The organism is Microbacterium xylanilyticum, assembly GCF_054654695.1.
The window spans coordinates 3,725,847-3,747,297 of the sequence record NZ_BAAIEN010000002.1 but is presented as its reverse complement, the minus strand read 5'-3'; the positions used below and the strand labels follow the sequence as shown (position 1 = coordinate 3,747,297).

The 21,451-nt window shown below is 72.2% G+C and carries 26 protein-coding genes and 1 tRNA gene; 12 read left to right on the top strand and 15 right to left on the bottom strand.

All coding sequences use genetic code 11. From position 1 onward, the window contains the following. Nucleotides 1-20 precede the first annotated feature (20 nt). Together ACYQ1L_RS18605 and ACYQ1L_RS18600 are read left to right on the top strand one after the other, a co-directional pair. On the top strand, nt 21-218 hold the full coding sequence (locus tag ACYQ1L_RS18605) for a hypothetical protein (RefSeq protein WP_460005493.1): 198 nt from the start codon (nt 21-23) through the stop codon (nt 216-218). Beyond that, nucleotides 218-415 (top strand): DUF2795 domain-containing protein, encoded by a 198-nt coding sequence (locus ACYQ1L_RS18600; RefSeq protein WP_460005857.1) that lies wholly within the window; start codon nt 218-220, stop codon nt 413-415. Before ACYQ1L_RS18605 ends, ACYQ1L_RS18600 begins: the two co-directional genes overlap by 1 nt. 14 nt (nt 416-429) lie before the next feature. Here ACYQ1L_RS18600 and ACYQ1L_RS18595 read toward each other — a convergent pair whose 3' ends face one another. Beyond that, nucleotides 430-969 (bottom strand): GNAT family N-acetyltransferase, encoded by a 540-nt coding sequence (locus ACYQ1L_RS18595; protein ID WP_460005492.1) that lies wholly within the window; start codon nt 967-969, stop codon nt 430-432. Nucleotides 970-1,141: 172 nt separating this feature from the next. On the opposite strand from ACYQ1L_RS18595, the gene ACYQ1L_RS18590 reads away from it, so the two are divergent. Further along, nucleotides 1,142-1,291 carry a hypothetical protein gene (locus ACYQ1L_RS18590; protein WP_460005491.1) on the top strand — a complete coding sequence of 50 codons (150 nt, stop codon included), beginning with the start codon at nt 1,142-1,144 and terminating at the stop codon, nt 1,289-1,291. A gap of 17 nt (nt 1,292-1,308) precedes the next feature. On the opposite strand, the gene ACYQ1L_RS18585 is transcribed toward ACYQ1L_RS18590, so the two are convergent. The 3 genes from ACYQ1L_RS18585 to ACYQ1L_RS18575 all read right to left on the bottom strand — a co-directional run bounded on the left by ACYQ1L_RS18585 (nt 1,309) and on the right by ACYQ1L_RS18575 (nt 2,395). Further along, a complete protein-coding gene (locus ACYQ1L_RS18585) occupies nt 1,309-1,596 on the bottom strand; it encodes a DUF6966 domain-containing protein (protein ID WP_460005490.1) in 288 nt (95 codons plus the stop codon). 205 nt (nt 1,597-1,801) lie between these two features. Further along, nucleotides 1,802-2,119, bottom strand: coding sequence for a DUF2853 family protein (locus ACYQ1L_RS18580; protein WP_460005489.1), 318 nt, complete (start codon nt 2,117-2,119; stop codon nt 1,802-1,804). A 202-nt stretch (nt 2,120-2,321) separates the two neighbouring features. Then, nucleotides 2,322-2,395, bottom strand: a tRNA-Gly gene (locus tag ACYQ1L_RS18575). 131 nt (nt 2,396-2,526) lie between these two features. Here ACYQ1L_RS18575 and ACYQ1L_RS18570 point away from each other — a divergent pair. From ACYQ1L_RS18570 to ACYQ1L_RS18545, 6 genes are all read left to right on the top strand, one after another. Further along, nucleotides 2,527-3,471, top strand: a complete 945-nt coding sequence (locus ACYQ1L_RS18570) for an ABC transporter ATP-binding protein (RefSeq protein WP_460005488.1) — start codon at nt 2,527-2,529, stop codon at nt 3,469-3,471. Next, complete coding sequence (locus tag ACYQ1L_RS18565) at nt 3,468-4,289, top strand: ABC transporter permease (RefSeq protein ID WP_460005487.1); 822 nt, start codon at nt 3,468-3,470, stop codon at nt 4,287-4,289. The genes ACYQ1L_RS18570 and ACYQ1L_RS18565 overlap by 4 nt, the downstream gene beginning before the upstream one ends. Nucleotides 4,290-4,434: 145 nt before the next feature. Continuing rightward, complete coding sequence (locus tag ACYQ1L_RS18560; protein ID WP_460005486.1) at nt 4,435-5,010, top strand: mechanosensitive ion channel; 576 nt, start codon at nt 4,435-4,437, stop codon at nt 5,008-5,010. A 141-nt stretch (nt 5,011-5,151) separates the two neighbouring features. After that, the gene (dcd, locus tag ACYQ1L_RS18555) at nt 5,152-5,757 is read left to right on the top strand and encodes a dCTP deaminase (protein ID WP_460005485.1); all 606 of its coding nucleotides are present in this window, start codon (nt 5,152-5,154) and stop codon (nt 5,755-5,757) included. Nucleotide 5,758: 1 nt separating this feature from the next. After that, nucleotides 5,759-6,532 (top strand): hypothetical protein, encoded by a 774-nt coding sequence (locus tag ACYQ1L_RS18550; protein ID WP_460005484.1) that lies wholly within the window; start codon nt 5,759-5,761, stop codon nt 6,530-6,532. Between the two features lie 344 nt (nt 6,533-6,876). Then, nucleotides 6,877-8,082 (top strand): MFS transporter, encoded by a 1,206-nt coding sequence (locus ACYQ1L_RS18545; RefSeq protein ID WP_460005483.1) that lies wholly within the window; start codon nt 6,877-6,879, stop codon nt 8,080-8,082. 27 nt (nt 8,083-8,109) lie between these two features. Here ACYQ1L_RS18545 and ACYQ1L_RS18540 read toward each other — a convergent pair whose 3' ends face one another. Next, the gene (locus ACYQ1L_RS18540) at nt 8,110-9,084 is read right to left on the bottom strand and encodes a helix-turn-helix transcriptional regulator (RefSeq protein ID WP_460005482.1); all 975 of its coding nucleotides are present in this window, start codon (nt 9,082-9,084) and stop codon (nt 8,110-8,112) included. A 75-nt stretch (nt 9,085-9,159) separates the two neighbouring features. Continuing rightward, a complete protein-coding gene (locus ACYQ1L_RS18535) occupies nt 9,160-9,993 on the bottom strand; it encodes a hypothetical protein (RefSeq protein ID WP_460005481.1) in 834 nt (277 codons plus the stop codon). Nucleotides 9,994-10,164: 171 nt separating this feature from the next. On the opposite strand from ACYQ1L_RS18535, the gene ACYQ1L_RS18530 reads away from it, so the two are divergent. Beyond that, a complete protein-coding gene (locus ACYQ1L_RS18530; protein WP_460005480.1) occupies nt 10,165-10,755 on the top strand; it encodes a MarR family winged helix-turn-helix transcriptional regulator in 591 nt (196 codons plus the stop codon). Between the two features lie 42 nt (nt 10,756-10,797). On the opposite strand, the gene ACYQ1L_RS18525 is transcribed toward ACYQ1L_RS18530, so the two are convergent. After that, nucleotides 10,798-11,784, bottom strand: coding sequence for an alpha/beta fold hydrolase (locus ACYQ1L_RS18525; protein WP_460005479.1), 987 nt, complete (start codon nt 11,782-11,784; stop codon nt 10,798-10,800). A 73-nt stretch (nt 11,785-11,857) separates the two neighbouring features. On the opposite strand from ACYQ1L_RS18525, the gene ACYQ1L_RS18520 reads away from it, so the two are divergent. After that, the gene (locus ACYQ1L_RS18520) at nt 11,858-12,544 is read left to right on the top strand and encodes a TetR/AcrR family transcriptional regulator (protein ID WP_460005478.1); all 687 of its coding nucleotides are present in this window, start codon (nt 11,858-11,860) and stop codon (nt 12,542-12,544) included. Nucleotides 12,545-12,633: 89 nt separating this feature from the next. Here ACYQ1L_RS18520 and ACYQ1L_RS18515 read toward each other — a convergent pair whose 3' ends face one another. Further along, nucleotides 12,634-14,049, bottom strand: coding sequence for an MFS transporter (locus tag ACYQ1L_RS18515; protein WP_460005477.1), 1,416 nt, complete (start codon nt 14,047-14,049; stop codon nt 12,634-12,636). A 104-nt stretch (nt 14,050-14,153) separates the two neighbouring features. Here ACYQ1L_RS18515 and ACYQ1L_RS18510 point away from each other — a divergent pair, with 104 nt between their 5' ends. After that, nucleotides 14,154-14,741 carry an ATP-dependent endonuclease gene (locus ACYQ1L_RS18510; RefSeq protein ID WP_460005476.1) on the top strand — a complete coding sequence of 196 codons (588 nt, stop codon included), beginning with the start codon at nt 14,154-14,156 and terminating at the stop codon, nt 14,739-14,741. A 135-nt stretch (nt 14,742-14,876) separates the two neighbouring features. On the opposite strand, the gene ACYQ1L_RS18505 is transcribed toward ACYQ1L_RS18510, so the two are convergent. From ACYQ1L_RS18505 to ACYQ1L_RS18475, 7 genes are read right to left on the bottom strand one after another with little or no spacing between them, the layout of a single operon-like run. Further along, nucleotides 14,877-15,839 carry an NAD(P)/FAD-dependent oxidoreductase gene (locus ACYQ1L_RS18505; protein ID WP_460005475.1) on the bottom strand — a complete coding sequence of 321 codons (963 nt, stop codon included), beginning with the start codon at nt 15,837-15,839 and terminating at the stop codon, nt 14,877-14,879. Beyond that, entirely contained in the window at nt 15,832-16,179 is a 348-nt protein-coding gene (fdxA, locus tag ACYQ1L_RS18500) for a ferredoxin (RefSeq protein WP_460005474.1), read from the bottom strand. Before fdxA ends, ACYQ1L_RS18505 begins: the two co-directional genes overlap by 8 nt. After that, complete coding sequence (locus ACYQ1L_RS18495) at nt 16,176-17,603, bottom strand: FAD-dependent oxidoreductase (protein ID WP_460005473.1); 1,428 nt, start codon at nt 17,601-17,603, stop codon at nt 16,176-16,178. The genes fdxA and ACYQ1L_RS18495 overlap by 4 nt, the downstream gene beginning before the upstream one ends. Continuing rightward, entirely contained in the window at nt 17,600-18,481 is an 882-nt protein-coding gene (cobA, locus tag ACYQ1L_RS18490) for a uroporphyrinogen-III C-methyltransferase (protein ID WP_460005472.1), read from the bottom strand. Before cobA ends, ACYQ1L_RS18495 begins: the two co-directional genes overlap by 4 nt. Next, nucleotides 18,478-19,503: an ABC transporter permease gene (locus ACYQ1L_RS18485; protein WP_460005471.1), complete on the bottom strand. Its 1,026-nt coding sequence runs from the start codon at nt 19,501-19,503 to the stop codon at nt 18,478-18,480. The genes cobA and ACYQ1L_RS18485 overlap by 4 nt, the downstream gene beginning before the upstream one ends. Next, nucleotides 19,493-20,293, bottom strand: coding sequence for an ABC transporter ATP-binding protein (locus tag ACYQ1L_RS18480; protein ID WP_460005470.1), 801 nt, complete (start codon nt 20,291-20,293; stop codon nt 19,493-19,495). Before ACYQ1L_RS18480 ends, ACYQ1L_RS18485 begins: the two co-directional genes overlap by 11 nt. Then, a complete protein-coding gene (locus ACYQ1L_RS18475) occupies nt 20,290-21,360 on the bottom strand; it encodes an ABC transporter substrate-binding protein (protein WP_460005469.1) in 1,071 nt (356 codons plus the stop codon). The genes ACYQ1L_RS18480 and ACYQ1L_RS18475 overlap by 4 nt, the downstream gene beginning before the upstream one ends. Nucleotides 21,361-21,451 lie beyond the last annotated feature (91 nt).

Below are 21,451 nucleotides of genomic sequence, written 5' to 3'. Positions count from 1 at the left end.
GCGCCGCGAAGGAGGATGAGATGAGCGAGCAGGGCAACCCGACGGATCCGGACGAGGAGACGCGGCGGACGACCGGCTCGGGCGATCCGAACGACGACCGGGCGTATCTGCAGGACGAGCCGCCGGCGCAGGCCGAGGAGCGCCACCCGACGGCGGTCGAGGAGGATGAGGATCCGATCGCGCATGATGCGGAGGCGGCCCAGGAGGGCGGGGCGTGATGGCCATCCACCCGAATCCTCTCGCCGTGCAGGAGCACCTCTCCGGCGTGGCCTACCCGGCGTCGCGGGACGACCTGGTCGCCGCGGCGAAGGACCGCGGTGCCGCCGATGTGATCGTCGATGCTCTCGCCGGCCTGCCCGATCAGCGCTACGAAGGGCCCGTCGAGGTCATCGAGGAGCTGTTCGGCGACCGCTGATCGGTCGCTCCGGCTCAGCGGGCGTCGAGCGCGGCGCGCCACTCGTCGCGGAGCAGACCCATCCGCACGATGTCCTCGTAGTGCCCGCGCACCCAGGCGTGCTCGCGCTGGCGCCCTTCCACGACGAAGCCGGCCTTCTCGTACACCCGGATCGCCCCGGCGTTCGAGGCGATCACCTCGAGGTGCAGGCGGCGCAGGTTGGCGCGCACGAACCCGAACTCGACGATCTGCCGGATCGCCTCCGAGCCGATGCCCCGGCCGCGTGCCGGTGCGGCGAGTGCGATGCCGACCTCCGCCGTGGCGGTGAACCCGTCGATGTCGAAGAGACTCACGGTGCCGACCGCCTCGCCGTCGACGTCGACCACGAAGCTGAGGTTCCCGTCCGGGTCGGCGTCGTACTCGGCGACCCGGGCCTCCCACCCCTTCCGGGTCATCGCCGCGGGGCGGAGCGGGCTGCGCTGCTCCCAGGTGTCGAGTTCGGCGGCGAGCGCGTAGAGCGCGTCGTAGTCCGCGTCGGTGCGTGGACGCAGCGTGACCGCGGGGTCCTGGATCATGAACTACACGCTACCCAGGGGCGCCGACAGCGGGCGTGCCGAGCTCGGATCCTCGTGGGTCTTGTCAATCCCGGGGTCGCGGCATAGCCTGCCGACGAAAGACCGGATCCGGGTCGGCCGCGGCCGATCGACGCCGTTCTGCTCCGGATCCGCCATCGCGAAGGAGGACGGGATGGGACGTGACGAGGACGCCGAAGAGGTCGACGAGCAGCAGGACGCGCTCGACGAGGACATGACGGACGTGGACGAGGAGGGCCGCCCGCTGCCGCCGCCGGACGTGGAGACGACCCTCGGCTTCGAGGGATCGATCGAAGGGCTCTGACGGATTCCGCGCGGCGACTACGCCGGGCGGGACTCCGAGTAGATCCGCTCACGAAGAGCGCTGAGGGCGCGGTTGACGCGGTCGACCTGATCGGCCGTGATGTCATGGCCATTGACGGGGTGGATGATGAGGTCGTTCAGGCTCCCCATGCCGCCGTAGGCGCGCCTCACGACCGACGGATCCGCTCCGGCTGCCACGCGATCGGCCGTGGTCGATGCCCAGCTCGACCAGTGCTTCTCGCCGACCGTATCGAGAAGGGCGGCCAGTTCCCGCAACGACTTCAGCAGACGCTCATCGACTCCCACGAGGAGAGTCTTCCATCCATCCATCCATCCAGCCGCGCCGGCGGCGATATCCGACGAGGTGTCGCTTACCACCCGGGCGGCCGACCTGAACCGCGAGGAGATCGATCGGCTCCGCAGCGACGCCCGCGCCTGAGGATCGCGGGCTCGAGAAGGGCCGCAACCCTTGCGGGGCTGCGGCCCTTCTGTCATGCGGCAGAGCGAGCGCTCAGTGGAACACGCTGAGCTTGCCGAACTTCTCCGCGAGCAGGTAGTAGACCGTGATGCGGCTCTTGGTGCGGTCCGCCTTCATCGTCTCCTTGACCTCGTCGAGCGCGGCGTCGAGCGCCTCGTCCGACTCGGTGAGACCGAGCTTCTTCTTGAGGAAATTGGTCTTGACGGTCTCGAGCTCTGCCGCGTCCGAGAACGCGACGTACGCCGAGTCCTGGCTGCCCATCACGAGCCGGTAGGTCTTGAGCAGACCCTCGATCGCGGCTTCGTCAGCGTTGGGACGGTAGATCTTGACGTCAGCGGCCCAGTCGGCCATAGGGAACTCCTTCGCTCCGGCTCGGCTCGGTTGCGCCGCGCTCGCCAGAGATACTAGACGCCCCGATCGAACGGGAACAGACATCATAGGGAACTGACAGGGAGGCGCCGCGCCGGCATCGCGACGGGTCGTGGCCGCTCGCGATCCGCAGCGTCCGGACGATGAAGAAGGGCCCCCGCCTGCGGCGAGGGCCCTTTTCCGATGGAGGGGCTGACGGGAATCGAACCCGCGCTGTCTGCTTGGGAAGCAGAAGTTCTGCCATTGAACTACAGCCCCGTGCGTCATCGACGCCTGGCCAGCATAACAAACGGCGAGCCGTGCGCGTTCCGGAGTCATCCTCGCGGCTTCCCCCGCGTCATCCTCCAGACGGATGCGATACGGCATGGCCGTTGCGTAGCGTCGAAGGCATGATCACCGCAGAGGGCCTCAGCAAGACATACGGACCCAAGACCGCCGTCGACGACGTGTCGTTCACCGTGCGTCCCGGCACGGTCACGGGCTTCCTCGGCCCGAACGGGGCCGGCAAGTCCACCACCATGCGCATGATCGTGGGGCTGGACCGGCCGAGCGCGGGCCGGGTGACCGTGAACGGTCAGGAGTACCGCGGGTTGCGCGCGCCCCTCACCGAAGTCGGCGTGCTGCTCGACGCGAAGGCCGTGCACACCGGCCGCACCGCCCGCAACCACCTTCGTGCGATGGCGGCGACCCATGGGATCCCCGCTTCCCGCGTGGACGAGGTGATCGAGATCACCGGCATCGGATCCGTCGCGCGCAAGCGCGCCGGCGGGTTCTCGCTCGGCATGGGGCAGCGGCTCGGCATCGCGGCAGCCCTGCTGGGCGACCCGCACACGCTCATCCTCGACGAGCCGGTGAACGGCCTCGACCCGGAGGGCGTGCTCTGGGTGCGCAACTTCGTGCGGCACGCGGCCTCCGAGGGGCGCACCGTGCTGCTGTCCAGTCACCTCATGAGCGAGATGGCGCAGACGGCCGACCACATCATCGTGCTCGGCCGCGGACGGGTGCTCGCCGACGCGCCGCTGTCGCAGCTCGTGGAGCAGTGGACGACCGCACAGGTGCGGGTGCGCAGCCCGCGGGCCGCTGAGCTCGGCGAGCTGCTCGTCGCCGCCGGCGCGGTGGTCACCGCATCCGGATACGACACGATCGAGGTCACCGGCCCGGAGGCGTGGTGGATCGGCGACCTCGCCGCCGAGCGCGGCATCGCGCTGCACGAACTGACCCCTACCAGCGGCTCGCTCGAGGACGCCTACCTCGCCCTCACCGGCGACGCCGTCGAGTACCGCACCCGCGCCGTGCCGGAAGCCGGCGCCCCGATCCCGGAGGTGGTCGCATGAGCGCCGTCGCCCCCGCCGTTCCCGCCGTCGCGGGCGGTCGTCGTCTATCCCTGCCGCGCACACTGCGCAGCGAGGGGATCAAGCTCACCACGCTGCGCTCCACGTGGTGGTCGATCGCGATCACGGCCGCGCTCACGATCGGCATCGGCGTGCTCATCGCGTTCGCCCTCACCTCCTCCGGCGAAGCGCCGCGCGGGCTGAACGGCATCATGGCCGTGGTCTCGCCGATCCAGTTCACGGCGCTGCTGGCCGGGATCCTGGGTGCGATCGCGGTCACCGGCGAATACTCCACGGGCATGATCCGCTCCACGCTCACGGCGGATCCGCGTCGCGGCCGGGTGCTGGTGGCCAAGGCCACAGTCCTCGCCGTCTTCCTGTTCCTCGCCTCGCTGGTCATGTTCCTGATCTCGGCCGTGCTCGTCTCGACGATCCTCGGCGCGCACGGGCAGGGCCTGGAATGGGGGACACCGGACAAGGTGATCCTGCCGATCCTCTCGGCCGCGGTGACGATGTCGGTGTGCGCGCTGATCGGCGTCTCGTTCGGCTTCCTGCTGCGCTCGGGCGCCGGCGCGATCGCCGCCACGGTAGGACTGCTGTTCGTGCTCCCGATCATGTCGACGTTCTTCGCTTTCGCCGGGGAGTCGTGGAAGTGGGTGCTCGACGCCGCGAACTACCTGCCGCTGTCGGCCGCCCAGAACGCGATCATGCCGAGCGACACCGCTCCGCTCTCCGCGGGAGCCGCCTTCCTCACCCTCGCCGCGTGGGTCGCCGCAGGGCTGCTCGGATCCTGGGTGGTGCTGCGCTCGCGCGACGCCTGATCCGCACCTCGGCTAGAAGCGCCGCCGGATTCGCCCTCTTCGCACTGCGCGAAGAGGGCGTCTCCGTGTCCGGATCCACGTCGCCGGGCGCGTTAAGGGATCATCCCCGCGGTTTCAAGGGGGCTGCGGGGATCGGGTCAGGGGGTTGTGTGCCGCGCAGGACCGGGAGAAGTCTGGTGTCCCGGACGGCGCGAGCGCCTCGACGATCATCACCCGCATCGCGCAGACCGCGATCATGGTCTTCTTCGCGATCATGGCGACGCGGCTGCTCGGGTTCCCCGAGATCACCCATCTCCTCGACCAGGTGCTCGTCGTGGCCGGGCGCGTGGTCTTCGGCGGCGCCGTGATCGCCGCCGGGTTCCTCATCGCGTCGATTCTCGGACGGATGCTCGGCACCGGGACCCTGTCGAAGGTGCTGCGCTACACCACCATCGTGCTGTTCGCCGCGATGGGCCTGAAGGCGATGGGTATCGCCGACTCGATCATCAACCTCGCCTTCGGCGCCGTGGTCGTCGGGGCCGGCCTGGCCGCGGCTCTCGCCTTCGGCCTCGGCGGGCGCGAGGCGGCCAGCCGCACCCTGAACCGCCTCGCCGACAGTGCCGAGAAGGCGCCGGCTGCGACCGCGCCCACTTCCCGCCGCTCGGCGCCGGCCGCGAGCACCGGAACCACCGATGCCGGCGGTGCGACCGGAACGGCGGAACCGGGCGGCCCGGCGATCTGATCCGCCCGCCGTCCGTCGCTTCGGCGTCCCGCGCCCGGCCCGTCGGTCGAGGCGCGGGACGTCGATGTGCGCGCCGTCACCGCGCCGTCTCGAGCTCGTCACCGGCCGACTCGCCGGATCCGCACCGGCTACGCTGAGATCGTGCTGCTGAGCGACAGAGACATCAGGGCGGGGCTGGACGCGGGGCGGATCGGGCTGGATCCGCTGCAGCCCAGCATGATCCAGCCGTCGAGCATCGACGTGCGACTCGACCGCTACTTCCGGCTGTTCGACAACCACAAGTACCCGTTCATCGATCCGGCCGAGGACCAGCCCGAGCTGACCCGCCTCATCGAGGTCGATCCGGACGAGCCGTTCGTGCTGCACCCCGGCGAGTTCGCACTGGGCGCCACGTTCGAGCAGGTGACGCTGCCCGACGACATCGCCGCTCGGCTCGAGGGCAAGTCGTCGCTCGGTCGCCTGGGCCTGATCACGCACTCCACGGCCGGCTTCATCGACCCCGGCTTCACGGGGCACGTCACCCTCGAGCTCGCGAATGTCGCGACGCTGCCGATCAAGCTGTGGCCGGGCATGAAGATCGGTCAGCTGTGCTTCTTCCGGCTGTCGTCCCCGGCGGAGAACCCGTACGGATCCGGCCCGTACGGCAATCGCTACCAGGGTCAGCGCGGCCCGACCGCCTCGCGGTCGTTCCAGAACTTCCATCGCACCGATGTCGGGGTCACCGACGCGGGATCCACCGGAGGCTGACATGGCGGGCGACGAGAAGGATCCGATCGCGGGCGGCGAGCCGGCGAAGGAGACCTCTGCGCCGCCGCCCCCGGGGTTCCGGCCGCTCGACGATCCGCCCGTGCCCCCGCCCCCGCCCGCGCCCGCGGTCCCTGCTGGCCCGACCGCTCAGCCGCCTGCGGGCGACACCGAGCTGGCGCCCGCACCGGTCGAGAGCGAGGGGCTCGCCGACATCCTCGCCGACCCCGAGATCGCGCCGGCCGAGGAGAGCGCCGCGCTCGCGGACCTGCTGGCGACGCCCGAGGAGGCCGCGCCTGCCGAGGAGACGCCCGGCCTCGCCGCGATCCTCGCGGACCCGGATCCGGCCCTGTTCGGCGAACCGGCGAGCGAGCCCGAGACGGATGCCGCGACGGGTGACCCGACGCCAGCGGCTGAACCTTCTGCGCCGAGCACGGCCGGGACCACGCCCGCCGCGGAGCCGGCGACGGCGCCTTCGCCGTCACTCGGGGATACACAGGAGCCCGGCACCGGGTCCGCGGCCGCGGAGCCCCCGCAGGGGACGGCGTCGCCGACCGGGCTGCCGCCGCTTCCCGCGCTGCCGCCGGAGCGGCCCGGCCCTGCGCCGGTGCCCCAGCGGGGCGGAGGCGGCTACGGCGGCCTCGTGGCGCTGGTGTTCCTCGTCCTCGCGGTGCTGCTCATCGGCGCGATCGTGCTGATCGCCGTGCTCGTGGCGAACGGCGCCTGGCCGTTCCCCGCCGCCGACTCCGCGCTTCCGGCTGTGGTGCCCCTGGTCTGATCACCGGGGCTGCCGCTGCCTGGCGGCGACCCGGACGATCGGCTGTGCGACACCTGCAGGATCGTGCGACGTCTGCAGGACGTTTCCGCCGGATCCGTCCTGCATTCGTCGCACAGTCCTGCATTCGTCGCACAGTCCTGCATCCGTCGAGTGACAACAGGTCCTGCCGCAGGCCGATCGCGGTCTCGCGTGACAACGGCGCGGTCGCGGGCCAACCGGTCCTGTCGCGGGCCACCTGCCGCGGCAACCGGGGTCGCCGCGGCAGGGAATTGATCCGGACGATCGGTCGGATCGGCCGGACGCATGATCGGGCGCGCAGCCGCCAGACACGGAAGGGTGGAAGCATGACCACGACCGCCCCTGTGCCCCTCGCCTCAGGCGTCCGCCCGCAGCCGATGCGCTACAGCGCGCTGCTCGTCATGATGGCGACGGCCTTCCTGCTCGTGACCGCCGAGTTCCTCCCCGGCGGGTTGCTCACCGACATCGCCGCCGAGATCGGCGTCACGCCGGGGCAGGCGGGGCAGATGGTCACCGTGACGGCGCTCGCCGGGCTCGTCGTCGCGCCCACGATCGGGCTCATGCTGCCGCGCCTGGACCGGCGTTCGCTGCTGGTGTGGATGGCGATCGGCGCGACGGTGTCGAACATCGTGGTCGCGATCGCTCCGAGCCTGCCCCTGCTGCTGATCGCCAGGGTGCTGCTCGGTGGAGCACTGAGCGGCTTCTGGTCGATGTCGGTGACCGTCGCTGCGCGGATCGCCGGGCCGGAGCGCCTCGGCCGGGCCATGATGTTCACGTCCGCCGGGGTGTCGGTCGCGACCGTCGCCGGCGTGCCGCTGGGCGTGCTGCTCAGCCAGGCGCTGGACTGGCGGGGCGTGTTCGCGATCGCGGCTGCCGGCACCGGCCTGCTCGCGGTCGCCCTGCGGGTCGCGCTGCCGAGCGTCCCTGCCGAGGGTGCGGCGCGTCTGTCGACGCTCGTGGAGACGTTCCGCCGCCCGGGCATCGGGCTCGGCATCGTCGGGCACGTGCTGGTGGTGCTCGGGCACTTCCTGGCGTACACCTATATCCGCGTCGCCCTCGAGCGGGTGCACGACGGGGGTTCCGTGATCACGCCGGGCACGATCATCCTGCTGCTCGCGCTGTTCGGCATCGGCGGGTTCATCGGCAACATCGCGATCGGCGTGATCGTCGACCACAGCTACCGGATCCTCGCCGTGATCACCCCCTTCGCGATCGCCGCGATGGCTCTCCTCATGAATGCGTTCACCGGATCCCTCCGGGCCATCGGCGTGGTCGTCTTCGTGTGGGGCTTCTTCTTCGCCTCGTGGCTGCTCATCGTGAACACATGGATCGGCCACCGGATGCCGGACCGGCTCGAGGCGGGCGGGAGCCTGGTCGTGATGGGATTCCAGGCGGCGATCATGACGGCCGCGGCCGTCGGCGGCGTGCTGGTCGATGCCATCGGCGTCACCCAGGTCTACGCGATCGGCGCCGCGGTGCTCGTCGTCGGCGCGGTGCTGTTCGGCCTCTCGGACCGGCTCGGCCGCCGCTGACGCCGCCCGTCGCCGGGGAGCCAGGCCTCAGGCGGTGCGGGCCTCGCGCCAGGCCGTCGGGGTCTGCCCGGTGCGGCGGCGGAACGCGCGGCTGAACCCCTCGTCCGAGCTGTAGCCGAGGTCGCGGGAGATCTCGCTCACCAGGCAGCCGAGCACGAGCCGGTCCTGCGCGGCGCGGATCCGCACCTCCGTCACGTAGCTCGCGGGGGAGGTGCCGAAGGCGACGCGGAACCGTTCTGCGAACACGGTGCGCGACATGGCGCCCACGCTGGCGAGGCCTTCGACGCTCCAGTCCCGGCCGGGGTCGGCGTGGATCGCCTCGACGACCTTCTCCAGGAAGGGGTCGCTCGTGCGCCCCGGCCATCCCGCGGGCGCGCAGCCGTGCGCGGCCCAGGCGCGGATCACCGAGGCGAGCACGGTGTTCGCCATCATGCGGCAGATCACGGCGTCGCCGGCGCGCCCGGAGGCCTCGATCTGCGCCGCGTCGACCGGAAGCGCCGTGAGGTCGAGCCCAACCTGGGAGGCCAGTGCGGCTGCGGCCGGCTCGTGGTGCGCGAAGTCGCGCACGAGCGCCACGTCGGGCAGGGCGTCGGCGACATGCGCGGCGTGCGGCATCAGGGTGAGGGTGGACACGAGGATCCGGCTTGCCGGATCGGTCTTGACCGACATCGGTACACGTCCGGGCGTCAGCAGGGCGTCGCCGTGGGCGAGCGACGTCGGCTTGTCGCCGCAGCGGGTGTGCGCGGCGCCCTCGATCACGTAGACGATCGTCAGCGCATCACGGTCGAGCGCGATGGTCTCGTGCGGATCCGGTGCGATGCGCACCTGCCGACGCAGCCGGACGTCGACCACCGACAGGAGCGCCTCGACGGGACCGCCGGTCGACGCGACCGCGCCCTTCCGCGCCGCCGTGCCCGCCGTCCGTGCGACCGCGTCCGGGACGGCGACATCGGACGATGTCGGGCCGGGAGCGGTGAGCGTCATGTGAAGGAGGAACCGCACCCGCCGGGAGCGTATTCCGGGGAAGACGGATCCGGCCCCCGCCGCGGAGCGCGGACGAGGGCCGGAGGGAGGGGATCAGCCGTCGCGGCGGCCGTGGTGCAGGTGGATGTGGATGTGTTCGGCGCGGCGGTGGTCGCGCCCGCGCGGACCCATGCCGTGCCGGCCCCCGCCACGCGTGTGCTCGCCGTGCTCGTGGCCGCCGCGGAACGGCAGGCGCTCCCCGGGGAACCGGGCATGCTCGCCGTGCTCACCGGGGAACCGGGGGTGCTCGCCGTGCTCGCGGTGCGGCCACTCCCGGCCGAAGCGCGGGTGGCCCACGAAGCGGTCGTGGGCGCGGTGGCCGAAGGGCTCGCCGTGGGGAGAGCCCGCATGCCGGCCGTGCCCGCCGTGGCCGAGACCGTGACGGCGATGGTCGTCGGCGTGGCGACGTCCGCGCCCTCCGTGGGCCCGGTCCGACCCGTCGCCGCGCCGGGCCCCGGGTCGGCGGGGAAGGCGCATGCCGTCCTCGTAGCCCAGGCCGCGGGCGAGCTTCTCGAGCGACGCCGCCATCGCGGTGAATTCGTCGGCGCCGAGGATCCCTGCCACTTCGGCGCGGATCTCTTCGACGGCGCTGCTGAGTCGCGCCTTGGCGGACGTTCCGTCCGGGGTGAGTGCCCAGCCGTCGGCGGTGCGCTCGATCCAGCCGAGGCCGGCGAGACGCTGCAGCTTGCGGTCCCGGAGCGCGCGGCCCGCCGGAACGGAGCCGTCGACGATGTTGAGGATCCGCCAGTCACGGCGGGTGATCCCCTCGTCCTCGAAGGCGGTGGCGAGGCGGGCGGCCGTCAGGCGGTCGACCGCGGTGACCCAGAAGCCGAACGGGCGGCTCTGGTCGGAGGGTGCGTTCTCTGATGTGTTCTCGGAGGTGTTCATGATGATTCCTGTTCTGGTCTGGGGGATGACGTCGGATCGGTCCTTCAGTGGCGCCCGCCACTTCGGGGGCTCAGGTGCGGCGGGGAGGGATCCTATTACTTGTCATGTGTCATGCACATGCAGTGTGACATGCATTCCGGATCCATGTCAAGTCGCATGTAAAATCGGCTCGTGCCCCAGAACGCCGACGCCCAGGATCCCCTCGACGCGATCATCGCCGCGCTGAGTCTGCTGCGCGGGCGTGGACCGCGTCCGTCGCGGGAGCACGGCAACGGCGGCCCTCATGATGGCGAGGCCGCGCACGGCGGCCGGGGTCACCGCGGGCGCGGGCACGGCGGTCCGCACGGCGAGTTCGCCGGGCACGAGGGCATGCCTGGCGCCCACGGGCCGCGCGGCACGGAGCCCTGGGGCGGTCCCTGGGCGGGCCCGCGCGGGGAGGCGCCGGCCCGGGTGCGCATGCTCGAGGCGCTCGCATCGGGGCCGCTCAGTGTGAGCGCGCTCGGCGAGGCGATCGGCGTGGATCAGCCGCGGGCGTCGCGTCTCGTGCAGCAGGGCGTGGAGCGCGGGTGGCTGCGGCGTGAGGCGGATCCGGACGACGCGCGCCGCACGCGCATCGTGCTCACCGATGAGGGGCGGCGCCTGGGCCGCGGTGTCCGGGGCGACCGGCGCGAGGCGCTGCGCCGGGCGATGTCGGCGCTGACCGAGGACGAGCAGGCCGAGTTCGCCCGCCTGCTCGCCAAGGTCGCGGCGAACTGGCGCTGACCGCTCAGGCGGCGCCGGGCCCTCTCGCGGCGCCGGACGCTCTCACGGCGCGGTGATCACCTCGGGTGCCGGTGCCGGTGCCGGTGCCGGTGCTGCCGCAGGTGCGGTTGCCGGTGCCGCGGCTGCCGCCTGCTCGCGCACGGGCCCGGTGACCCGCCGCGCGGGTGCGTTCGTGGAGGTGCCCCGGTCGTGCACGAGGTCCGGCACCGCGTCGAGCACGGCGTCGTCCTGGAGCACGCGGTTGTGGCCGAGGCCCTCGGTGCGCAGCAGCCGGAACCGGCCCGCGTGCGCCGCATGCACCCGCAGCGCATCGGCGTCGGGCATCCTGCGATCGGCGCGGTCGTGCACCACCAGGAGCTCGGTGCCGCGGGGCAGCGGATCGCGCACCGCATCGAAGGCGGCGGTGACCCCCGCGGCGTCGAGTCCGAACCGCGCGGCGAACCGGCGCTCGAAGCGCGCGGCCACGGCCGGGGGCAGGTGGAGCGCCCGGGCGAACTCGGACAGGTACGCGGTCGCCGAGCCCGCGCCCGCGATCACGGCGACGTGCGGGGCCGGCACGGTCGTCCGTGCCGCCGTCAGTGCGGCGAAGCCGCCGAAGGAGTGCCCGACGAGCGCATGGAACGGCCCGTCCGTGCGTTTCAGGAGCTCTGCGGCGGTGACCCAGTCGCGCACGTCGGTGCGGCGGCCGCCGGAGTCGCCGTGCGCCGGTGCGTCGAACGAGATCACGCGGAACCCGTCCGCGACCAGCTCGCGCACGAGTGGTGCGAACTGCGAGGCCCGCCCCTGCCAGCCGTGCAGCAGAAGGACGGTGCGCTCGCCACGGCCCCAGCGGTAGACGACGACCTCGGCGTCGCGCACCCGGATCCGCTCGCGCCGCGCGTCCTCGTGGGTGGCGCGATCGGCATCGCGCACGGACATGCGCGGTGTCGCGGTGAAGAACAGGCTCAGGGCCAGGCGCGCGGACAGCGCCGGGGTGAGCAGGCCGACCGGACGGACGGCGGCGGCGACGAGGCGGGCGGAGGCGGGCATCGGTACTCCTTCGGACAAAGAATACGAACGATCATTCGTATAATAACCGTACGATCGTTCGTACACTAGAGCTATGTCGGATCCTCTCGCCCACGACCGCCTCCGGGAGACCGCGCCGCCGTCGCCGCCGGACGGGCGCCGCCAGCGTGGCGACGCCTCGCGCCGCGCGGTTCTGGAGAGCGCGACCGACCTCGCCTCCGTGGAAGGGCTCAACGGCCTCACGATCGGTCGCGTGGCCGCCGCGTCCGGCCGGGGCAAGAGCAGCATCGCGACCCTGTTCCAGAGCAAGGAGGGTCTGCAGCTCGCGACGATCGCGGCCGCCCGGGAGATCTTCACCGCGCACATCCTCGAGCGGGCCCGCACGGAGCCGCGCGGCGTGCGACGGCTGTCGCTGCTGCTGCGCAACGCCCTGGACTACTCCCGTGATCGCGTCTTCACGGGCGGCTGCTTCTTCGCCGCGACCGCCGCCGACGTGGACTCCAAGCCGGGGCCGGTGCGGGACGCGGTGAGCTCCGCGCTCGCCGACTGGTACGGCTACATCGAGGCGCAGTGCCGGTACGCGATCGAGGCGGGTGAGCTGACGGCGGGCACGGATCCGGAGCTCCTCGCGTTCGAGCTCGCGGCCCTCAACGACGAGGCGAACTCGCGGTCGCTGCTCCTCCAGGACGTGCGGCCGTACGAGCTCGCCGCGCGCGCGATGCACGCTCGGCTGCACACCGCCGGTGCACCGGAGGCCCTGCTGGCGGCGCTCGACGCGTAGCGGATCCGCTTCCGGTCGCGATTTCTGCGGTTCCGCGGCGCTTTTGGCGCCGAAAATGCGACCTGAGCGGAGGGCTCGCGCCCGAAGCGCTACCGCGTCAGGCGGACGCTCTGGCGCGCCTCCTTCACCGGCAGGAGCAGCAGCAGCCCCGCCAGGAGCACGGCGACGATGCCCAGGATCCCGAACTTCGTGTTGCCGGTGAGGACGATGAGCACCGTCCACGCGCCCTGGGCGATCCAGCTGGCCGCGCGGCCGGTGGTGGCGTAGAGGCCGAACACCTCGCCCTCGCGGCCGGCCGGGGTGACGCGGGCCAGGAACGAGCGCCCGGCGGACTGGGCCGGTCCGACGAACGCGCACAGGATCAGCCCGCCGACCCAGTAGGCGATCCGTCCGATGTCCACCAGGGCGAACACCGCGGTGCCCGCGACGCACATGCTGCCGAGCGAGATGAGGATCAGTCGCTTCGGACCCCAGCGGTCGTCGAGGCGCCCGGCGAGGATCGTGGAGACCCCGGCGATGAGGTTCGCGGCGACGCCGAAGATCACGAGCTCGATGAACTTGAATCCGAAGACCGTGCTGGCGATCACGGCGCCGAACGTGAAGACGGCGCCGAGTCCGTCGCGGAACACGGCGCTCGCGACGAGGAACCAGAACGTCGTGCGGGTGCCGGGGTTCCGGTAGAGGCCGATGACGTCCTTCACGAGCAGCGCGTACGACGCGAAGAAGCCCACCTTCCGGTCCGCCCGGCCCAGCGACGGCTCGGGCACGTTCAGGAAGATCGGGATCGAGAACGCGATGGCCCACACCGCGCAGCCGACCGCGATGAGGCGGAAGGGCAGGCCGCCGTCGGCCGACAGGCCGAACCAGTTCGCGACGTAGAACACGATCACGAGCACCAGCGCCACGATGCCGCCGAGGTAGCCGAAGCCCCAGCCCAGGCCCGAGATCCGCCCGACCGTCTTGGGACTCGCGATCGAGATGAGCATTGCGTTCGAGTTGACCGAGGCGATCTCGCTGAACACCACACCCGCCGAGATCAGCGCGACCCCGACCCAGAACAGGGCGGGAGTCGGCGTGACGAACCACAGCCCGAGCATGCAGAGGATCAGGGCGCCGGTGCCGATGCCCAGCCACAGCTTCTGACGCCCCGCGGCGTCGGCGCGCTGGCCGAGCACGGGGGCGAGCAGGAGGATCGCGAATCCGGCGATCGTCCCGCCCAGGCCCAGACCGCTGGTGAGCTCGGCGATGCCCGCCACCTTGGCGGGGTCCTTGTCGGCGAGCGAGGCGAGGTCGGCCGGGAGGAACGCGTCGGTCGTGAGGTACAGCGCCGTGAAGATGAAGGTCAGGATGACCGAGTGGAACGGCTGCGTCGCCCAGTCCCAGAGCGCCCAGGAGTAGATCTGCTTCTTCGGCGCCGGCTCGTCGCCGCGCAGCTCGAGGCCCACCACCGCGACGGCCCCGCTGTTCGCGGTCGCCGGGGGGTCGGGGTGATCGCCGTTGCTCATGCAGGAAGTCTCCCGGGTGCCGGTGAACGAGAGGTAGCGGCGCGCCGGGGCGGGATCCGCGGCGGCTCCGTCCTCGTGGCGGCAGCGCCCGGTACCGTCGGGACATGGTGCTGCCCGTCGTGCTCGTGGAGGGGGAGAGCGACCGTCTCGCTCTCCTGGCCGCCGCCGAGGTGCGCGGAGACGACCTGCGCGCGCACGTCGTCTCCCTCGGCGGGATCACGAACCTGCGGGCGTGGCTGGAGCGGCGGGATCCGGCGGTGCCGCTGCTCGGACTGTACGACGCCGCCGAGCTGCGGTACGTCGTCGGCGCGCTCCGCGCAGGGGGCCTACTCCCGGCGGATCAGGCGGATCAGGCGGATCAGGCGGATCCGGATCCGGATGCGGTGCGGCGGGCGGGCTTCTTCGGCTGCGAGCGGGATCTCGAGGACGAGGTGATCCGCGCGGCCGGCCCGGATCTCGTGCTCCAGACGCTGGCGGACCGTGGGGAGCTCGCGCTGTTCCGGGTCTTCCAGGGGCAGCCCGCGCAGCGGGTGCGCTCGGTCGAGGCGCAGCTGCACCGCTTCGCGAGCACCGCGAGCGGTCGCAAGACGCGCTTCGCCGCCGATGTCGTCGCCGCACTGCCCGCGGACCGGATCCCGGAGCCGCTCACGGCGCTGCTGGACGCGGTCGCGGCGCTCGCATCGCGGGCCTGATTCGACGGGGCGCACGTCAGGCGGCACGCGCTCCTGAGGACTCCTCGCTCTCGGGAGGAGAAGATCCGTGGATCGGTCCTCCCATCCGTGAGAACTCCTCCCGAAGGGTGCGCTGCGGGATCCCCGGACCTCCGGTCAGTGCGCGGTTGCGACGCCGATCGAGTCGTGGATCATCACCGCAGCCACGCGGGCTCCCGCGCCGGCGGCGACGATGAGCTGCTGCGGGCCGGGGGAGGCCACGTCGCCCGCCGCGTACAGTCCGGGCACGCTGGTGCGGCCGGCGCGGTCGACGGCGAGGTGGCCGTGCGCGTCGCGATCGAGGGCCAGCGCCGGCAGGAATGAGAGGTCGGTCTCCCACTCCGGACGAACGAAGCCGCCCTCGACGGCGTGCTCCGTGCCGTCGGCGAGGGTGATGCCGGTCAGCGCCCCGCGCTCTCCGTGCAGCTCGGCGATCGGGCTGCGCTCGACGGCGATCCCGGCGGCCGCGAGCTCGGCCTCCTCCGCGGTGTCGACGGTGTCGGCGCCGTTCGTGAACACCGTGAGGCGCGTGGTCCAGCGGGCGATGAGCCGGGCGCGCGCGGTGAGGTCGGGCGTCTCGCCGATGAGCGCGAGCGGGCGGTCCTGCAGCTCCCAGGCGTCGCACGCGGCGCAGCTGAACAGGGTCACGCCGTAGAAGCCGCGCAGGTTCGGCACCTCGGGCAGCGTCTCGCGCAGGCCGGTGGCGAGCAGCACGCGGTGCGCGCGGACCGTGAGCTCCGGGGCGCGACGGCCGATCTCGGCGGCGAAGCCGGATCCGTCCGCCTCGATCTGGAACACTCGCTCGCGGGAGCGGATGGTGACGTTCGGGTAGGCGGCGAGCTCCGCGCGCGCCAGGCGGCGCAGCTCGTGCGGGGGGATCCCGTCGCGGGTGAGGAAGCCGTGCGAGATGAGGGTCGCCGCGTTGCGCGGACGGTCCGCGTCGACCACGAGCACCCGCGCCAGGGAGCGGGCCAGGTTCAGTGCGGCGGAGAGCCCGGCGGGGCCCCCGCCGACGATGAGCACGTCGTAGACGTCGTCAGCAGTCCCTTCGACGGGCTCAGGGACCGGACCGTCAGTCATGGCCGTCACCCTGCCCTTCGACAGGCTCAGGGACCGGGAGCGCGGCCACGAGCGGGTGGTCGAAGGCGTACGGCCCGACCTTCGCGGCGCCGCCCGGGGATCCGATCTCGTCGAAGAACCCGACGTTCGCGGTGTAGTAGTCGGCCCACTCGTCGGGGAGGTCGTCCTCGTAGTAGATCGCCTCGACCGGGCACACCGGCTCGCAGGCGCCGCAGTCGACGCACTCGTCGGGGTGGATGTAGAGCGAGCGCTCACCCTCGTAGATGCAGTCCACCGGGCACTCGTCGATGCAGGCCCTGTCCTTGACGTCGACGCAGGGCAGGGCGATCACGTACGTCATCGGGCGAGCGCTCCCGTGTCCGACAGTGCGGAGCTGCGCGAGATCTCCACCTGCTCCTCGCGGGGCACGACCTTCACGCGCTCACGGGTGTGCACGTGCGCCGCGCCCAGGGCGCGCTCGTGCGCGTCGAGCGCGAGCCAGCCGTCCCACGTGGTCACCTCGACCTCGCGCTCGGCGAGCAGGTCGAGGATGTCGGCGCTCTCGGTGGGCGCGCTGAGGCGCCCGGCCTCGGCGTCCTCGAGCAGGTGCGCGATGGTCTCGGTGGCGTCGGACTTGGTGTGCCCGATCAGGCCGACCGGCCCGCGCTTGATCCACCCGGTCGCGTACACGCCCGGGGCGCCGTCGACGCGGCCGCCCTCGTTCGGCACCACGCCGCGGCGCTCGTCGAACGGCACGTCCACGATGGGCGAGCCGAAGTAGCCGACCGCCCGGTAGACGGCCGTGACCGGGTAGTCGCGGAACTCGCCGGTGCCGGACACGGATCCGTCGGCGTTCGGCGCGGTGCGCTCGAATCGGATCCCCTCGACGCGCTCGGATCCGGTGATCTCGACCGGTGCGTGCCAGAAGTGCAGGTGCAGACGCCGCGGGTTGCCCGTGGCCTCGCCGCGGTTCTCGGGCCGCTCGCGCCACGCGTTCAGGGTCCGCAGCATGATCTTCAGTTGGTTGGTGGAGGCGGCGGCCGGATCCACGCCCTCGAAGTCGGCGTCGTCGAGGATGATGTCGACGCCGGCGACCTCGCCGAGCTCGCGCAGCTCGATCGGGGTGAACTTGATGTCGGCAGGACCGCGGCGGCCGAACACGTGCACGTCGGTCACGGCCGAGGCCTCGAGGCCGGCGAGCACGTTGTCGGGCACCTCGGTGCTGCGCAGGTTCTCCGGCAGCTTCGCGAGGATGCGCGCGACATCGAGCGCCACGTTGCCATTGCCGATGACGGCGACCTGCTCGTCGACGAGGGGCCAGGTGCGCGGCACATCGGGGTGGCCGTCGAACCAGGAGACGAAGTCGGCGGCGCCGTAAGATCCGGGAAGCTCCACGCCCGGGATGGGCAGGGCGGCGTCGCGGATCGCGCCGGTCGCGAGGACGACCGCGTGGTAGCGGGCCTGCAGCTCGTCGATCGACACGTCGCGGCCGACCTCGATGTTGCCGAGGAGGCGGATCACGCGGCGGTCCGCGCCCTCGGCCTGGGCGTCGAGCATCTCGTGCAGCGAGTTCACGATGCCCTTGATGCGGGGGTGGTCGGGGGCGACGCCGTAGCGGATGAGGCCGTAGGGCGCGGGCAGCGACTCGAACAGGTCGATCTCGACCGAGGATCCGTCACCACGGGCGGCGACGGCGTTCGCGAGGATGTTGCCGGCGTAGATGCCGGCGGGGCCGGCGCCGACGATCGCGACGCGGAGCGGGGCGGAAGGGTGAAGGTGGGTCACGGCTGCAGGGTCTTTCGGTCGGATCGGGTGGAGACATCGGGGCGGGGGACGTCCTTCGTCTCGCTGCGCTCGCTCAGGAACCGGATGTGTTCCGGTCCCTGAGCGAGGAGCGGCGCGACGAGACGAAGGGCGTCCTGCGAGGGGGCGGCGTGCGGGCTCAGCCGCACCACGTCGCCCACCACGACGACAGCGGGGTTGCGCACCTGGCGCACGGCGGCGAGGGCGGCGATCGTGCCGAGGGTGCCGACGGTGACGCGCTCGCCGGGGCCGTAGCCGTCCTCGACGATCGCGACGGGGCAGTCGGCCCCGCGGTCGCGGCGGGCGAGAATCCCGGCGGTGTGAGCGAGGGTGCCGATGCCCATCAGCAGCACGACGGTGTGGTCGGATCCGCCGGGCAGCTGCTCGATCGGGTCGTGCGCGCTGGCGACGGTGAACGCCGTGGCGACACCGCGGTGCGTGAGCGGGATGCCGGCCACGGCGGGCACCGAGATCGCGCTCGTCACCCCGGGGACCACGTGCACGGCGATGCCCTCGGCCTCGCAGTACAGCGCCTCCTCGCGGCCGCGGCCGAGCACGAACGGATCCCCGCCCTTGAGGCGCACGACCTGGCGGCCGGCGCGCGCGTGCCGCACCAGCAGTGCGTTGATCTCGTGCTGCGGCACCGGGTGGTGACCGGGCGTCTTGCCGACGTCGATCACGTCCGCGGTGAGGACCACGCCCTCGTCCGCGAGCTGGTCGAGCACGGCGCGGGCGCCGAGCCGGTCGGCGACGATCACGTCGGCGCGCTCGAGGGCGCGCAGGCCGCGCAGGGTGAGCAGGCCGGCGTCGCCGGGGCCCGCTCCCACCAGGGTGACGGTGCCGAGGGTGGAGGCGGTCATCGGGCACCTCCGAGCAGGAATCCGCGGCGGCGCAGCACGGCGCGCTCGATCGGCGCGAACAGCACCAGCTCGACGAGGATGCCGATCGCCAGGATGAGGAGGATGGTGGCCAGCACGCCGGGCAGGTCGGCGAGCTGGCGCGACTGGTCGAGCATGGATCCGAGTCCGAACCCGATGGATCCACCGGTCGCGATGATCTCCGCGGCCATGAGCGAGCGCCAGGAGAACGCCCAGCCCTGCTTGAGGCCCGCCAGATAACCGGGCAGGGCGGCGGGCAGCACGATCGCGGTGGCGGCCTGCCACCGGTTCGCCCCCAGCACCGTGCCGACCCGGCGCAGCTGCGGCGGCACCTGGTCGATGCCCGCGAGGAGCCCGTTCACGATCGACGGGATCGCACCCATCAGGATCACGAAGTACACGGTCGCGTCGGACAGGACGAACCAGATGATGGCCGCGGGGACCCAGGCGACCGAGGGCAGCACCTGCAGCCCCGAGATGAGCGGACCGGCGGCCCGGCGCAGGAGCTTCCACTCCGCCAGCAGCAGCCCGAGCGGGGTGCCGACGGCGATCGCGATGACGAAGCCGATGCCGCCGCGCTCGAGGCTGGTCAGCACGGCCTCCTGCAGCCGGCCGGCCTGCCACGCGTCGCCGAGCGCACCCAGCACCTGCAGCGGGCTCGGGGCCTTGTCGGGGCGCGGCTGCGCGATGAGGATGTAGAGCTGCCAGGCGGCGAGCAGCACGATGAGCAGCCCGATGGGCGGCAGCACCGCGCGCAGGCGCTCCCGCGTGCGGGATCCGGATCCGGATGCGGTCGCGGTCGTCTGCAGCCGGTCCAGGCCCGCTTCGAGGCGGGAGAGGTCGTCGTCCGTGCGGCGTCCGCCCTTCGTCTCGTCGCTTCGCTCCTCGCTCAGGGACCGGCCCGTGTCAGCGGTCCCTGAGCGCCCTTCGTCTCGTCGCTTCGTTCCTCGCTCAGGGACCGATGCGCGTTCGGGCGGAGTCGGGAGAGTCTTCTCAGTCGGCATTGCGGCGGATCTCCTTCCGCAGCTCGACGGTGATCTCGGCGGCCAGGGCCGAGACCTCGGGGGATTCGATGCGGCGCCCGCGGGTGCGGGTCACCCGCCACTCGCGCGAGATGCGGCCGGGACGGCTGCCGAGCAGCACCACGCGCTGGCCGAGGCGGGCCGCCTCGCGCACGTTGTGCGTGACGAACACGATCGTGCGGCCGGTCTCGCGCCACACGTTCTCCAGCACCTCGTGCAGCAGGTCGCGGGTGATCGCGTCGAGCGCGGCGAAGGGCTCGTCCATGAGCAGCACGGGCCGATCCTGGGCGAGCGCGCGGGCCAGCGCCACGCGCTGCCGCATGCCGCCCGAGAGCTCGTGCGGGCGCTTGTCCGCGGCGTCGGCGAGGTTCACGATCCCGAGCAGCCGCAGGGCCTCTGGCTTCCGATCTGCGCGGGGCACCCCGCGCAGGCGCAGCGCCAGCTCGACGTTGCGCCGCGCGCTCAGCCACGGCATGAGCGCCGCGTCCTGGAACATCACGGCGGCGCCCTCCGCCGGGGCCGTCAGCGATCCGGAGGTCACGGGCTCGAGGCCGGCGATGAGGTTCAGCAGGGTGGACTTGCCGCACCCGCTCGCGCCGAGCAGGCACACGAACTCCCCCGGGGCGATGTCGAGCGACACGTCGTCGAGCACGACAGGTCCGGATCCGTATCGCTTCGTGACGTGCGCGAGGCGCACCGCCGGATCCACCGGATCCGAGACCGGCAGGACGGGGGCGATCGAGTCGAAGCTCGGCGCGAGCGGTGCGGTCATTTCTTCGCGCCCAGCCCGCCGTCGCTCACGGCCTTCTCGCCGCGCTCCTTGAGGAGCGCGTTCAGCGCGGCGAGGTCGAAGAGACCGTCGATCGAGCCCTTGGTCTGGGTGCCCGCGGTGACGCCGTTCTTGACCAGGGTCGCGAACGCCTTCGCATTCGGATCCGGCGAGAACGACACGTTCGCCAGGGACTTCGTCAGCACGGCGTCGGCCAGCGGCTTGCCCGTCGCCTTCTGCAGCGCCGCGTTCACCACGCCGCCGACGTCCTTGGGGTTCTTGGCGATCCAGTCGAGCGCGTCGAGGTGGCCCGCCAGGAGCTCCTTCACCGCGCCGGGGTGCTTGTCGGCGAAGTCCTTGCTGACCAGCAGCACGGTGGTGGGGAACTTCCCGTCCGGCCACAGGTCGCGCTCGTCCTGCAGCACGTGACCGCCGGCCTCGACGACCAGCCGGGACGCCCACGGCTCGGGCACCAAGGCGCCGTCGAGCTGTCCGTTCTTGAACAGCGTCAGCGTCTGCGCGTTCTCGGTCGGCGTGATGTTCACGTCGCCGCCCCCGGAGACGCTGGTCTTCAGCCCCTTCGACGACAGCCAGGTGCGCAGCGCCACATCCTGGGTGTTGCCGAGCTGCGGGGTGGCCAGCGTCTTGCCCTTGAGGTCCGACGCGCTCGTGATGCCGTCGCGCACGACGAGCGACGCGCCGCCGCTGGTGGCGCCGGCGATCACGCGCGCCGAGGCGCCGCCCGACTTGATGAACGTGTTGATGGCCGGGTTCGGGCCGATGTACGCGGCGTCGATCGCCCCGGCGGAGAGCGCCTCGATCGCGGCGGGACCCGCGTTGAACACCTCGGTGTGCAGCTTGGTGGATCCGAGCTCCTTCTGCAGGAAGCCCTTCTCCACGCCCACGAGCGCGGGGGCGTGCGTGACCGTGGCGAAGTAGCCGAGGCGCAGCGTGTCGAGCTTGTCGCCCTTGTCGGCGGCGGCCGCCTGTCCGGAGGCGCAGCCGGCGAGCATCGCCATCGCGAGTCCGAGAGAGGTGAGGGCCGTTGCGATACGGGTCTTGCGATTCACTGTCGCCTCCTTAGGCGTTTCCTGGCGGGGGTTTTCTCGTGGTCGTGTCGCGCCCTTCGTCTCGTCGCTTCGCTCCTCGCTCAGGGACCGC